This window comes from Mycobacterium saskatchewanense (assembly GCF_010729105.1).
Classification (GTDB): domain Bacteria; phylum Actinomycetota; class Actinomycetes; order Mycobacteriales; family Mycobacteriaceae; genus Mycobacterium; species Mycobacterium saskatchewanense.
Genome location: NZ_AP022573.1, coordinates 1,495,506 through 1,508,654, shown reverse-complemented (window position 1 = coordinate 1,508,654; position 13,149 = coordinate 1,495,506). Strand labels below are relative to the sequence as shown.

The 13,149-nt window shown below is 62.3% G+C and carries 10 protein-coding genes; 1 reads left to right on the top strand and 9 read right to left on the bottom strand.

The genetic code is table 11. The features are described 5' to 3' along the window. Positions 1–82: 82 nt before the first annotated feature. The 6 genes from G6N56_RS07010 to G6N56_RS06985 all read right to left on the bottom strand — a co-directional run bounded on the left by G6N56_RS07010 (position 83) and on the right by G6N56_RS06985 (position 7,313). Positions 83–2,905: an MMPL/RND family transporter gene (locus tag G6N56_RS07010; protein ID WP_085258470.1), complete on the bottom strand. Its 2,823-nt coding sequence runs from the start codon at positions 2,903–2,905 to the stop codon at positions 83–85. A gap of 8 nt (positions 2,906–2,913) precedes the next feature. Further along, on the bottom strand, positions 2,914–3,267 hold the full coding sequence (locus G6N56_RS07005; RefSeq protein ID WP_232069313.1) for an MmpS family transport accessory protein: 354 nt from the start codon (positions 3,265–3,267) through the stop codon (positions 2,914–2,916). A gap of 140 nt (positions 3,268–3,407) precedes the next feature. Beyond that, positions 3,408–4,685, bottom strand: coding sequence for an acetyl-CoA hydrolase/transferase family protein (locus G6N56_RS07000; protein ID WP_232069238.1), 1,278 nt, complete (start codon positions 4,683–4,685; stop codon positions 3,408–3,410). 20 nt (positions 4,686–4,705) lie between these two features. After that, positions 4,706–5,896 (bottom strand): acyl-CoA dehydrogenase family protein, encoded by a 1,191-nt coding sequence (locus G6N56_RS06995; RefSeq protein ID WP_085258472.1) that lies wholly within the window; start codon positions 5,894–5,896, stop codon positions 4,706–4,708. After that, positions 5,893–6,756, bottom strand: a complete 864-nt coding sequence (locus G6N56_RS06990) for an HpcH/HpaI aldolase/citrate lyase family protein (protein ID WP_085258473.1) — start codon at positions 6,754–6,756, stop codon at positions 5,893–5,895. The genes G6N56_RS06995 and G6N56_RS06990 overlap by 4 nt, the downstream gene beginning before the upstream one ends. Continuing rightward, complete coding sequence (locus G6N56_RS06985; protein ID WP_408632693.1) at positions 6,756–7,313, bottom strand: MaoC family dehydratase; 558 nt, start codon at positions 7,311–7,313, stop codon at positions 6,756–6,758. Before G6N56_RS06985 ends, G6N56_RS06990 begins: the two co-directional genes overlap by 1 nt. 124 nt (positions 7,314–7,437) lie before the next feature. Here G6N56_RS06985 and G6N56_RS06980 point away from each other — a divergent pair, with 124 nt between their 5' ends. Then, the gene (locus tag G6N56_RS06980; protein WP_085258475.1) at positions 7,438–8,364 is read left to right on the top strand and encodes a LysR family transcriptional regulator; all 927 of its coding nucleotides are present in this window, start codon (positions 7,438–7,440) and stop codon (positions 8,362–8,364) included. Between the two features lie 86 nt (positions 8,365–8,450). Here G6N56_RS06980 and G6N56_RS06975 read toward each other — a convergent pair whose 3' ends face one another. From G6N56_RS06975 to G6N56_RS06965, 3 genes are all read right to left on the bottom strand, one after another. Beyond that, positions 8,451–9,185: an acetoacetate decarboxylase gene (locus G6N56_RS06975; RefSeq protein WP_085258476.1), complete on the bottom strand. Its 735-nt coding sequence runs from the start codon at positions 9,183–9,185 to the stop codon at positions 8,451–8,453. 22 nt (positions 9,186–9,207) lie between these two features. Further along, positions 9,208–10,146 (bottom strand): 3-hydroxyacyl-CoA dehydrogenase family protein, encoded by a 939-nt coding sequence (locus G6N56_RS06970; RefSeq protein ID WP_232069237.1) that lies wholly within the window; start codon positions 10,144–10,146, stop codon positions 9,208–9,210. A 108-nt stretch (positions 10,147–10,254) separates the two neighbouring features. Then, entirely contained in the window at positions 10,255–13,017 is a 2,763-nt protein-coding gene (locus G6N56_RS06965; RefSeq protein ID WP_232069236.1) for an ATP-binding protein, read from the bottom strand. Between the last annotated feature and the right edge of the window lie 132 nt (positions 13,018–13,149).

Below are 13,149 nucleotides of genomic sequence, written 5' to 3'. Positions count from 1 at the left end.
ATCCGATCTGGGGCGACGGCGGACTGAAGACGGCCACGCCCGCTTCGCTTCCGAGCTGTTGCTGGTGGCCAGTTTCGCCGAGTCACCGTTTATTCACGAAAGTCCTGCGGGGCCACCAAAACCAGGTGCCAAGAAGGCGCGCGAGTGGCATGACGAGGAACAAACGCACGATCATCATGTCGAGAATCAACCCGATGCAGATAGTCGAGCCTGATTGGCCGATGTTCACGACGTCACTCGAGAGAAGCGCCAGCATGGTGAATGCGAACACGAACGCCGCTGTGACCACCACGCCGCCAGAGCCGGCCATCGCCCGGATTAGACCGGTCCTTACTCCCGCACCGATTTCCTCTTCGTAGCGCGAAAGTAAGAGCAGGTTGTAGTCGCAACCGACCGCGACAAGGACGATGAATGCGATCGGCAACGTCAGCCAATGCAGTTGGATGCCGACGAGGTCTTCCCAGATGAAGGCGGACAACCCGTAGGCAGCGGCGAAGGAAAGCATCACGGTGACGAGCACGACAACCGATCCGACAAATGCTCTCGTGACCAGTAAGACGATTACGAAGACCAACGCAAAGGTGGCAAACATCATGATGATGATGTCGTTTGCCGAATAATCCTGTACGTCGCGATAGTTCGATGCAGCGCCGGCCATGTATAGTTTCGCGCTTGATAAAGACGTTCCCTTCAGAGCTTCTTCCGCGGCGGCCGAGGCGCTTTCCACCTGCTTGATTCCCTCCGGGCTCATCGCCTCGCCCTTGTGGTAGAGCATGATGCGGGCGCCTTTGCCATCGGCGGTCATGAAGAAGTCAAGATTGGCCTTGAAGTCTGGCGTTTCGAACGCGTCCGGCGGGAGGAAGAAAAAGTCGTCATTCTTAGCGTTGTCGAACGCCTGGGCCATGTCGACCATCGGGCGAATAACGCTGTCCAACTGGGGGATAAGCGCATGCATCGTACTTTGCATGGCGAGGGTCAAGGCTTGCATGGTCGTCATGTTCTTCACCGTTTCATGCAGCTCGGTGACCAACTGCGGGGTCACCGTGTCGATAACAGTGAGGCCTTTCACCGTGTTGGCGAATTCTTGGCTCATCTGATCGACGTTGTCTATGGTTTCGTTGATCGATCGAAGAGCCCAGCAGATGGGGATGTCGAAGCAGTGTCTCTCCCAGTAAAAGTAGCTGCGCAAAGGCCGGAAGAAGTCGTCGAAATTTGCCAGCTTGTCTCGAGCGTCCTGCGTAATGGCTAGCAGTTGATCCGCGGATTGGCGCGATATGTGGGTCCCGATTCCCAGTTTGGTTGTCAGCTCTTCCATGCGTGTGGTGGAGTCGACCACGTCGCCCATTGTGGCTGCGAGGGCGTCGAGATCCGCTATGCGATCGCGTAGGAAGCCGATATTCTCGCCAATCTTGGTTCCCACGGAGCCCATGGCGTACGGGAGCGAAGCGTGTTCGAGCGGTCGACCGTTCGGTCGGGTGACGCTTTGCACCATTGAGATGCCCGGGACCCGATAAATGCTCTTGGTGATCCGGTCCAGGGCGATCATGTCGGTGGTATTGCGCATGTCATGATCCGACTGCACGTAGACGGCGTCAGTCGACATGTGACTCTTTGGGAAGTGCCTGTCCGCGACGGAATACCCGACGCTGGATTCGACGCTTGTGGGCGCGAAATCTCGGTCGTTGTAACTCACCTTGTATGCCGTGAGGCCTAAAACGCACAGCGGGATGACGAGAGCGGCCACCGCAATCATTGCGCCCGGCCAGCGGGCGATGGCGGTGCCGAGCCTGCGCCAAGCGGGGTTTGGTCTTTGGGCTCCCAGCGCCAACCACTTGACCTTGCTACTGACCGTGAGGATAGCGGGGCCGAGGGTGAGGGCAGCGACAACGGCGACGATCATGGACACCGCGCATGGCGGTCCGAGGGTGCGGAAGTAGTCCAGATGGGTGAGGGTGAGGCATAGCGTTGCCCCGGTGATCGCCAGACCCGATCCCAGGATTACGTGCGAAACGTTGCCGACGGACGTGTAGTAAGCGCTTTCGCGGTCTTGCCCTGATTGACGCGCTTCTTGGTATCGACCAACAAAGAAAATGCTGTAATCCGTTGTGGCGCCTAGGACGAGCGCCACCAACATGTTGGCGGCGAATGAGGAGATCCCGATAAGGTGGTGCTGAACGAGAAGCGAGACGATGCCGCGGGCCGCCGCCAATATGACCAGCACCCCCATCAGGGGAATAAGCGCCCTCGTGATCGAGCGGTAGGCGATCAGCAGCAGTGCGATGATGATGACGATTGTGACGATTGTCAGCGTGCCCATGCTCTCATCCGCCGCGTGCAGGGTGTCCGCGGCAAGTGGAGCGGGCCCGGTCACGTAGGTATTCAGCCCGCTCGGTTTCGGCAGCTTGGCCACGGTGTCTCGAATCGCCTGCACCGATTGATTCGCGGTGGCGTCGCCCTGGTCGCCGACTGGGCGGATCGTGACCGTTGCGACCTCGCCGTCGGCGCTCTGCTGCCCCGACATCGTCACCGGCTTGGCCCAAAGGTTCTGGATTGACTGCACGTGCCTTGTATCGCGCACGAGTCGGGCCACCAACTCGTTGTAATAGCGGTGATCGCCGTCGTTGAGTTTGCGTCCTTGGCTTTCCAGGAGAATCACCGCGACACTCGTGTATTTGGATTCCTGAAACGCGTTGCCGCTGAGAATCGCTGCCTGCGACGACGGGGCGTCGCGGGGGATCATGGCCCCGGCGTTGGCCTTCGTGGTCTCCTCGAGAGAGGGCACGAACAGGTTGGTAGCCACACCGACCAGCACCCAAAAGACGATGATCGGAATCGCCAGGGTCCGTAAAAGTCTCGCGACGCGGGGCGACTTCGAACGTTCCCCGCGATTCTCGCGAACGAGCATTTCAGTGCTCACGCTGCGGCCACCGTGCAAGCTACGGCGGCACCCTTATGGGAGACTGAGTGCTCGTCACGGACCTCATTATTGACAATAATCCGACAACCCACCGAATTGCCGTCGACCTGGGCGACGAGGCTCAGCGTGGCCGAAGGCGACGTTGTCGTTTCCGAGTGCGACCACGGAAGCGAGGTCAAGACTACTTCGATCGGCCGGCTATTGAGATCCGCGTAGGCCACTTTCCCGCCGCTGTCGAGAGTTCCGAACACCTCATAGGTGACATCCTTAGGATTGATTTCGACGATTGTCGGGGGTAATGAGCTGGGCGAGGGCGGATGGCTAATGGCCTCAGAATTGCGTCGAACCATGCCGATCCCGTAGCCGGTGACCAGGACCACGGCCAGGACCACCGTCGGCAGCCATATCCCACCCACGACCTTTTTGAGGTTCCGGTTTTTGTGCCTGGTCTCCACAGCTCTTCCTGACCACTCTCAAATTCGTGTTTTCGTCAGTGCAGCAGTCCCGCCTTGCGGGCGTCGAACCGTAGTCGGTCGCGGTGATCGGGGTGAGCGATGGCGATCAGCCTGTGCGCTCGTTCGCTCAGTGATGCTCCTCGCAATGTCGCCACTCCGTACTCGGTCACGACGTGGTCGATCGTGTTTTTCAGGGTGGTCACCACGCTGCCGGGGCTGAGTTGGGCGCGGATACGTCCGATTCCGGAGCTCGTCGTGGCGTGCAGCACCAGAAATGCCCGCCCGTTCGGCGAATACATTGCGCCGCGGGCGAAGTCCGCCTGGCCTCCCGAGGACGACCAGTACCGGCCGGCGATCGTCTCGCTGGCCGCCTGGCCCATGAGGTCGACTTCGGTGGTGGCGTTGATCGAGATGAAGTTGGGTTCTTCGGCGATCACCCGGGGGTCGTTGGTCCATTCGACGGGCAGCATCTCCACGGCCCTGTTGTGGTGCAGCCAGGAGAGGAGTTGAGTCGACCCGACCGCGAATGCGGCCACGTGCTTGCTGCGGTGATGGCGTTTCAGCGCCCCTGTCGCAGCACCGGACTCGACCAGTTCCATCAGCCCGTCGGAGAAGCACTCTGTGTGGACGCCAAGGTTGTTGTGCTCGACGAGCTCCGAGAGCAGGGCATCGGGAATGCTTCCTACGCCAACCTGGAGGCAACTGCCGTCAGGCACCCGTTCGGCGACGAACTGGGCGATCGTCTTGTCACGAGGGTCGCTGGGACGCTTGGTGATTGCTGGCATAGGCACGTCGGTGTTGATCCATCCGGCTACCTTGCTGATGTGGATGTGGTTGCTTCCATACGTGAACGGCTGCGCGGTGGTGGTTTCGAGAAAGACCGGCACTTCGTCGAGGAATGAGGCCACGTAGTCGGCGTTGGTGCCCAGGCTGAAGTAGCCGCGCGCGTCGGGGCCATTGGCCGCCGCGATGACCAGGTCGGGTTTCACGTTGCGGCGCAAAATCATCGGCACCTCAGAGAAGTGGTTGGGCACCAGTTCGACATGTCCGTCCCAATAGGCCTGCCGGGTGCCCGGTCCGAGGTAGTAACTGACGTGTCGCAGGTGATCCCCGAATTCGCCGCGAATATAACGGCGCTCGATAAACGCGTCCATCTGGTGAATACGGACCCGGTCGAGCTCATCGGCGTGCTGCTCGAGAGTGCCGACCAGCGTGGGCGGCTCGCCGAATCCGATCGGCACGAGGATGTTTGCCCGCGGAGGAACGAATTTCAGCATGTCGGTCGCTGCGCTAGGCGAGTACTTCTTCTTCACGGGACGACTCTCCCTTCTGTTCAGTAGGAGCGGGGCAGGCCCAGGACGTGCTGTCCAAGGAAGGCCAGGATCATGTTGTTGTTCACGGGCGCGACCTGATAGACTCGCGTTTCGCGGAATTTGCGCTCCACGTTGTATTTGTCCACGAATCCGTAGCCGCCGTGGACGTCGAGACAGATATTGGCCGCTTGCCAACTCGCCTCGGAAGCAACGAATTTCGCGGCGTTGGCTTCGGCGCCACAGGGCTCACCGGCGTCGAACAGATCGGCGGCACGGTTGCGCATCATGTCCGCGGCGAGCACCTGGGTGTAGGCACGGGCCAGCGGGAACTGCACGCCCTGGTTGGCACCGATGGCGTGGCCGAAGACGGAGCGGGTGTTGGCGTATTGGATGGCGGTATCGAGGAACCAGTAGCCGTCACCGACGGCTTCGGACGCCAGCAGGATCCTTTCGGCGTTCCAGCCGTCAATGACGTAACGAAAACCTTTGCCTTCCTCGCCGATCAGGGCCGACGCGGGGATGCGCATCTGGTTGTACCAAACCTGGTTCGTGGCGTAGTTGAACATGGTCCGTACGGGGTCGACGACCAGTGTCTGTGGTGCGTTGGCGCGGATTTCCCGGAGGTCGACCAGGAAGAGGCTGATCCCGTCGGCGCGTTGCGCTGGGTCTTGGGGCCGGTTCTCGGTGCGTGCGAGCAGCATCAGGAGGTCCGATTGTTCAATGCGGCTCGTCCAGTTCTTGTGCCCGGTGACCACGTAGTCGTCGCCGTCTTTGGCCGCGAAGGTGATGATGTCGGGTGTGTTCGAGCCGGCTTCGGGCTCGGTGATCGAAAACGCCTGTAGCCTCAGGTTTCCGCTGGCGATCTCGGGCAGGTAGCGCTGCTTCTGTGTGGTGGTGCCGTGCCGCAGCAGGGCGCCCATGGTGTACATCTGAGCGTGGCAGGCCGCCGAATGTCCGCCGGAACGGTTTACCTCTTCGAGGATGATGCCGGCTTCGGCCAAGCCCAGGCCCAGCCCGCCGAACTCGGTGGGAATGAGGGCAGCGAGGTAGCCCGCCTTGGTCAACGTGTCCACGAACTCTTCGGGATATTCGCGGTTGATGTCCCGTTCGCGCCAGTATTCTTCATCAAATTGTCCACACAGGTGGCGGACCGCGGCGCGCAGCTCGGCGCGTTGTGGAGTGTCGGCACTGTTGGTCAGCTGGATGGTCATGATGCGGTTTCCTTTTCGCTCAACTTGTTTTGCGAGCGGCCGGCCATTCCTGCAGCGGCAGCCAGGACTCGGTAGGCCTGCTCTATGCGGGGTTTGTCGATCATTTGGCCGTCGAGTTGCACGGCCGAGCCGTGGGCGGCCCGCGCTGCATCGACGATCCGCTGTGCGTGGTCGATCGCCCCGGCTGACGGGGTGAAAGCGGTGTTGACAGCGCCGACCTGATTGGGGTGGATGCACTGTTTTCCGCCGAACCCGAGTGCCGCCGCGCGGTTGCTGTCCCGTCGGACAGCCTCGGTGTCCGTTATTGCAGCGGTGACGCCGTCGATTGGTGCGGCGAGCCCGGCCACCCGGCAGGCCAGCACGAGAACGGATCGCGGGAACAGGAAGACGTCTTCGTCGCGGCGGCCGTGAAGACCGAGGTCGAGCGCGTAATCCAGGCTGCCGAACGCGAGTGTGGCGACGTTTGGGCCGGCGGCGATGTCCGAGGCGTTGACTATCCCTTCGGCAGTCTCCACCAATGGCACCACGGGGGTGCGGCAACCTAATCTGGTCGACAAACGCGCGATCTGGTCGCGGTGTTGCGCCTTGGGCAGCACCAGTGTGCTCAGGCCTGGTGTTCCCGCGATGGCGGCGATGTCTTCGTCATGCCAAGCGGTGTCGGCCGCATTGACCCGCACGGCGGCTCGGTGAGTTTTCAACCAGCGCCGGACCGCGGTTCGGGCGTCTGCCTTCTTGGCGCTCGGGACAGCGTCTTCGAGGTCACAAACGACGACGTCGGCGCCGGCGGATGCGGCTTTGGGAAATCGGTCGGGGCGATCACCTGGCACGTATAACCAGGATCGAAATGCGGCGAGGGCCATCACCGCGCGCCGTCGCCAATTACGGCGGCCCGCGACCGGCTATCCCAAACAGGCTGTACGGCAGCGAGTTTTGGTCCGTGGCCACTGCGGTAGACCATGAAAGTGCGTTCGAAGCTTATGACGATCTTGCCTTGTGCCGTGTAGCCGGTGGTGCGTACCGTGACGATCCCCGCCTCCGGGTGGGAGCGGGATTCGCGTGTCGCAAGCACTTCGGACTGCGAGTAGACCGTCTCGCCCTCGAAGAGCGGGTTTGGCATGCGGACTCGATCCCAGCCGAGATTGGCCATCACGTGTTGAGACAAGTCGACGACGCTTTGGCCGGTCACCAGGGCCAGGGTGAAAGTTGAATCCACCAGCGGCTTGCCGAACTCGGTCTGTGCGGCGTAGTGCACATCGAAGTGCAGTGGTGCGGTGTTCTGCGTCAGCAAGGTCAGCCAGACGTTATCCGCCTGAATGACTGTGCGTCCCAGGGGATGCTGGTAGAGGTCGCCGACGACGAAGTCCTCGAAATAGCGGCCTTTCCACGCTAGGACGGGGCTGGCCGAGCGGCGTTCAATGTCGGTCATGGTTGGCCTCCCGGTGCGGGCGTTCACTTACCTCACCCAGAGAACCATCCGTGCGACGATGCATAAAATGCAATATTATTGGCAACTCTATGCGCATACGTAATAGCCTTAAGGCGTGAACGTCGACGAGTTGCATTGGTTTGTCGTGCTTGCCGAGACCGAGCACATGACCGAGGCCGCCCAGAAACTCAATGTTGCCCAACCCACGCTGTCGCGCGGACTCAAGCGATTGGAACGGGAATTGCATGCGCCGCTGTTCGACCGAGTCAACAATCGGCTGCACCTCAACGCTTATGGGCGCATCATGCTCGAGCACTCGCGTCGTGGGCTGGCCGAGATACGCGCGGCCGACGAGCGGATCGCTGCGCTGCGCGATCCCGACAGCGGAACCGTACGACTGGCTTTCCTGCACTCGATGGCCAGTTACCTGGTGCCCGACGTGCTGCGCCGGTTCCGACTGGAAACACCGCGCGTCCGGTTCGACCTGCGTCAGGCGGCCGGCCACGAGATTGTCGAGCTTCTCACCGGCGGCAGGGTGGACTTGGCGATCACCGGACCACGCCCGGACAGTGGGGACTTCGGCTGGCATCAATTGCTCACCGAACGGCTGTGCCTGGTCTTGCCCAGAAACCATCGCCTCGCTGACCGGCGCAGGATCAATCTGGCGGAGACAGAAGGAGAATCGTACATCGCGCTGGGCACCGACTTCGCGTTGCGCGGGATCACCAACGACTTGTGGGCCGCCGAGGGTATCAATCCGCGGGTCGTCTTCGAGGCAATGGAAATCGCGACCATCGAAGGATTGGTCGCAGCGGGTCTCGGCGTCGGGGTCGTCCCGATGCCCCCGCCGCATCGGCGCGAACCGGCGGCGGTCTATGTCAGCCTGTCTAACCCGCGAGCTAAGCGTCCCATCGGCTTGGCCTGGCCGCATGAACGCCCCATCCCGCCACCGGCGCAACGCTTCGCTGCATTCGTCAAAGCCGGCCAGCATAGAACTTACGGCGAGACGCGCGACGCTCAACAACGAAGGCCCCATGAATGAGTGGTCTGGCAACGCCGGTCTGCCGGTCGTCTGTCGGCGGGAAAGAGATCTCATTTCTCGCCACGTTCGAGAAAGCTCTGTCAGGCTCACGGCAGGTAGCTGTGCACTGGCGTCGCTGGTCCTAACGTGAGGTCGGTCAGCACGTGGGATGCCGAGACGATCTCAAGAACCGGCAGGTCGGCCACGGGAGCCATCACATGGGCGCACAACTGCAACCTCGCGGGTCCCTGCCAGGATTGTTTGACGGTGATGTCGGTGATTTGCATGCGCACCAAGTCGCAAACGCGCAAACCACCCTCGTAATCGGGGATGGCCTTGACAGCGAAGGTCGGAACGGTGATGTGCGTGGCGGCGACGGACTCAGCGAGGGGCAGATGCTTGTATGCCATCGTGGCGGTCGCAACCCGCTGCGTACCGTAATCCAGGGTGCCTACCAGCGCGCCGTTCTCGGCGAAGAGCCTGGGGCATCCGAGGGTCTTCGGATAGGCCGACAGCTCGCGACCCGCAAGGATGGCTCCAATGTTGTCCAGGTGCATCGTGTGGAGGTACTCGCCGTCTTCGCCGTCGTAGTGCACGGAAATCACTTGCCCGGCCTCTGTGTAAGGGCCGAATCCGTCCACATCGCCCATGTGCATGACCTCGAAACGCACGTGGGGCTCTCTCACTTGGAGTGGTTCCGGCACGACCGCGCGCAGTGCCCTGGGGTCGGTTCGGTACACGACGCTGAAGTACTCGCGGTTGACGTAGCGGGTCAACCTCGCCGGGTAGGGCGGAGCTTGCAACGGCGTCAGTGGGCCGGCTAGCAATTCCTCGGGTGTCATCCGAGCCTCCTCAGGTGCATCGCTACGGCGTCGGGTAGTCGTCGTAGAACCCCGCACCTGTCTTGACGCCCAGCCGGCCGTCGGCGATGTAGCCCTCTAAGAGCTGGCGCGGTCCCCTGGGATACTCGGGATGCTCTGCTTCGTAGTGCTTTTCGATGTCAAGGACGACATCGAGGCCGACCTGATCCATCATCCGGAACGGTCCACCGGGCATGCCGGTGTTGATCTGGAACATGCGATCGACGTCATGAGGAGTGGACACACCTTCGGCGACGAGTTCGAGGCATTCTCGCTTGATCGCTGCCCAGACCCTGTTGAAGATGAATCCGATGCTTTCCTTGTGTGCTTCGAATGGGTAAATGCCGAAAAGCGGGAGCGTCTCCTTCACGAAATCCATGACTGAACGCTCCGTCTGGCCACACGACATGATGTCGACCGCGCTCTGGTCTGGCGGCATGTAGAAGTGGATGTTGAGCACGCGTTCGGGGTGGCCAACCTTGCTGGTGAACAGTCTGCTCGGAAATGACGACGAGTTGCTCGCCAGGATGGTGTCTTCCGCCGTCGCCGCATCCAGTTGGGCGAAGACTTGCTTCTTCAGTTCCAGCTTTTCGGGAACCGCCTCGACGACAAGCCAGGCCTCCGCCACTGCGTCATTGAGATCATGGCAAGCTGTACTGATTCCTGCGGATCCGCCTTCGACCCGGGCAACTGCGGCAGCGATATTTTCCGCAACGTATTCCACGGCCGCGGCGCGTTGCGGCGCGGACATATCGTAGATATGAACGGCGCCACCCCGGGTCGCAAACATCAGAGCGATCCGACGCCCCAAGGTTCCGGCGCCGATCACCGCGACCGGGCGCGACGAGAAGTTTCGTGGCACTGGGTAATTCACCGATCTGTCTCTCTGTCGAATGTCAGCAACAATGGGTTGGCGCGGATGGAGCGACGCGGCGTCCGCCACATTGCCTTCTTGACGAAAACCAGGGTGGACCCGGAGCGGGTCCGGCAACATCGCACCCGGGGGTGATTTTTAAGGGTCCGCGGGGGGATGGTTAAGAGCGCAAGCCGTCTAACCGGAACTCCGCATCAGCTGCGTCAGCTGGGTCGCGGAGTTGATGCCGAGCTTGGCGAATGCATTGCGGCGATGGGACCTCACCGTGTGCAGTGAAAGGTGCAGTTGCTCGGCCACTGAGCGGTTGGTCGCACCCGCCGCGATCAGACGAACGACTTTCAGCTCGGAGCCAGTGAGGCTCTCCCAGCCCGTTTTTGCGCGCGGCCGCCCTGCCGCTCGCCGGTGCACACCCAGTCGGCGCAGCGCACGCCCGACCCGTCGCGCGTCAGCGCTCGCTTCGTGGTCGCTGTACGCGTCGAATGCCGCGTTTAAGTGGGCGAGGGCCTCGAAGGTGCGTTCGACACCTTGAAGTGCTTCGCCGGCGTCCTCGGCGGCGCTGGCATAGAGAAGCGGTCGCTCACACGAGCGCAGCGCGTCGGCGGCCGCCACCAACTCGTCGGGATCGCGCCCGAGAACTCCGCGGGAATGTTGGGCGACCGCGGTGAAGATCGGCACGCCCGGCCGTTCCCGTTCGAGCAGTTCGACTTGCTCTAGCGCCTGTGCTCGTAGTCCGTCGTCGCCGGTGACCACGGCGACTCGAGCCGTCAACAGCAGGTGAAATAAAGCGGTCGGCGTGACGAAAATGTTGGGATGACCGTGAAGCCAGCGGGCGGAGTCATGAACGTCGCCACGATGCCAGCCCGCCAAAGCGAGCACAGCGGCCGCCCCGTCGCGAACGGCCCCGGTCCCAGTCGCATGAATGGCGTGTGCGTCGATGACCGCTTGGTGCAACAGCATTCGGTTGTCGGTGTGTACTGCTACGTGCGTCAATATCAGCATACGAAGCATGCCCAATTCCGTGGCACCGGCGTGCTCCGGCGCAGGTAACGGTTCAGTAATGGCCAGTGCTTCCGACAGTCGCCCCCTGACGAGGTGGACCAGCCCATTGGTGGCCGACCACGCGTGCAGCGCCAAGCCGTTGCGCTCCCTGCGGGCGTTGTCAACGCCCGCGGAGACGATCGCTGACGCATCCTCGAGCCGACCCATCACAGCCAACAGATTGACTCGGTGGATGTCGGCGAGCATGTGCGCCACTGTGGTATCGGAGCCTCGGTGGAGGCTGTCCAGCTGCTCGAGCCGAGTGATGGCACGAGTGGCGTAGCCCGCGGCGCAGTCAAGGTATGCACTCGTAATCTCGCACAACACGTGCGATTCGGGGTCACCAGTTGCCGCTGCAGCAGCGGCCGCCTCGCTGAGTGCCACGCGAGCTTGATCGTGCCGGCCACTCATCGCGACGTTGTAGGCAAGCCAGGATTCATGTCGTGCACGGGTCGCGTCGGTGATGCGAGGCAACTCAAGAGCGCGGCGATTGTGTTCAACACGGCGCTGCGGATTCTCGTTTGTTACCACCGCCAGGTGCAACCGAATCTTCGCTTCCTCTTCAGGCGTTGGGTCGGCGGCCAGCGTGTTGCCGGCCAGTTCTTCTGCCTCCCTGTAGCGGGTGGCCCGGTTGAGCAGTTCCACTGTCTCGGCGATGAGCGCGTCACGACCACGGCCACGGTCCCGGGCAGGCCAGAGCTCCAGCGCCCGTTTGCTCAGGTCGGCGGCGGCGCTGGGATCGGAGTGAGCCACCGAACATGCGGCTTGGCGAAGCGCGCCGATCGCAGCATGATCGCCTACCTCGGCACTGCGCGTCAGTTGGGTCACCACCTCTTCGGGTGCCGCTCCCATTTCGAGCAACACGGTCGCCGACTGGCGCTCGATAGCGCGGCGCAGCGATTGCGGTAATGACTGCCGCGTGGCGTCACGCAGAAGGTCGTGGCGAAACCGCAGGTGATCGCCGTCATCGGTCAGCAAATCCGTATGCACCGCCTCACCGATCGGCGACACCAGTGCCGCCGGCGGCCGCTGCAGCATCGCTGCCAGCAATGCCACGGAGAAGCGATCCGGCAACACCGAGGCTATCTGCACCACTTCCCTTGCCGCCTCAGACAAGCCGTCCAATCGCTGCTGCATGCCGATGCTCAGTCGGCGCGGCAGCGTATCCCCGCGCGCACTGGCGCGACCGTCATTGATGTCGACCCGGCCCTCCTCATCGAGTCCGTGCAGTAACTCCTTTAACAGGAACGGGTTGCCGTGCGCTTTATCGGCGAGGCTGAGCAACGAATCCTCGGCTCTCGCTTTCACGACGTCTTGGACGATTTCGGTGACACCGCTTGGCGGCACCGCGGTCAGCCGTAGAAACGTCGCTCCGTGTCGTTTCAGCACTCTTAGGGTCTCCCGGAGTGCCGGGCCACCCGCGCCGTTGCGTGCGGTGAACACCCAGAGCACGGGTGGCGCGTCCGCGTCGGCGACCGCAAGTGACCGCAGTGCCAGCAGCGTGGCGTGGTCGGCCCAATGGATGTCCTCGAGGACGATCGCAAGCGGATGGTTCGAGGCTGCGGAACCGATCGCCGCCTGAAGATCCTGGACCACCCAGTAACGCAAGTCGGCCGACGCGTTCAATCGGCGTAGGGCTTCGGAGTCACCCACCGGGGGGTCGGCGCGCAGGACCGCCGACAACAATGAGAAGAATGGCACGTTGCGTTGATATTCAAACGCCTCGCCGAAAAGTGTCCGAATGCCGAGATTGCTGGCAAGCACCATCAGTTCGGCCGTCAGGCGACTTTTGCCGATCCCCGGCGGCCCCTCGACAACCAGCACGTTGCCGCGCCCTTGCGACAGCGCCGACATCAGCCCGCGGATCGTTTTCACCTCAGCTGCCCGCCCGCGGATCGGCATGAGAGGGTGCCGATCGCCAACCTTTGGCATGGATGGCCTCAACGTGGTCCTGTCATCTGTACGCCGCCCCGAGCCGGCGGCACTGAAGACATGATCGCACCCAATAAGGCAGCTTCACCACGAGAAATGCGC

What these genes read in the sequence shown, in the direction of transcription:
- G6N56_RS07005 (WP_232069313.1), bottom strand. Translation starts at nt 3,267, where the DNA reads ATGGTTCGACGCAATTCTGAGGCCATTAGCCATCCGCCCTCGCCCAGC.
- G6N56_RS06990 (WP_085258473.1), bottom strand. Translation starts at nt 6,756, where the DNA reads ATGGCCCTCGCCGCATTTCGATCCTGGTTATACGTGCCAGGTGATCGC.
- G6N56_RS06965 (WP_232069236.1), bottom strand. Translation starts at nt 13,017, where the DNA reads ATGCCGATCCGCGGGCGGGCAGCTGAGGTGAAAACGATCCGCGGGCTG.
- G6N56_RS07010 (WP_085258470.1), bottom strand. Translation starts at nt 2,905, where the DNA reads ATGCTCGTTCGCGAGAATCGCGGGGAACGTTCGAAGTCGCCCCGCGTC.
- G6N56_RS06995 (WP_085258472.1), bottom strand. Translation starts at nt 5,896, where the DNA reads ATGACCATCCAGCTGACCAACAGTGCCGACACTCCACAACGCGCCGAG.
- G6N56_RS06975 (WP_085258476.1), bottom strand. Translation starts at nt 9,185, where the DNA reads ATGACACCCGAGGAATTGCTAGCCGGCCCACTGACGCCGTTGCAAGCT.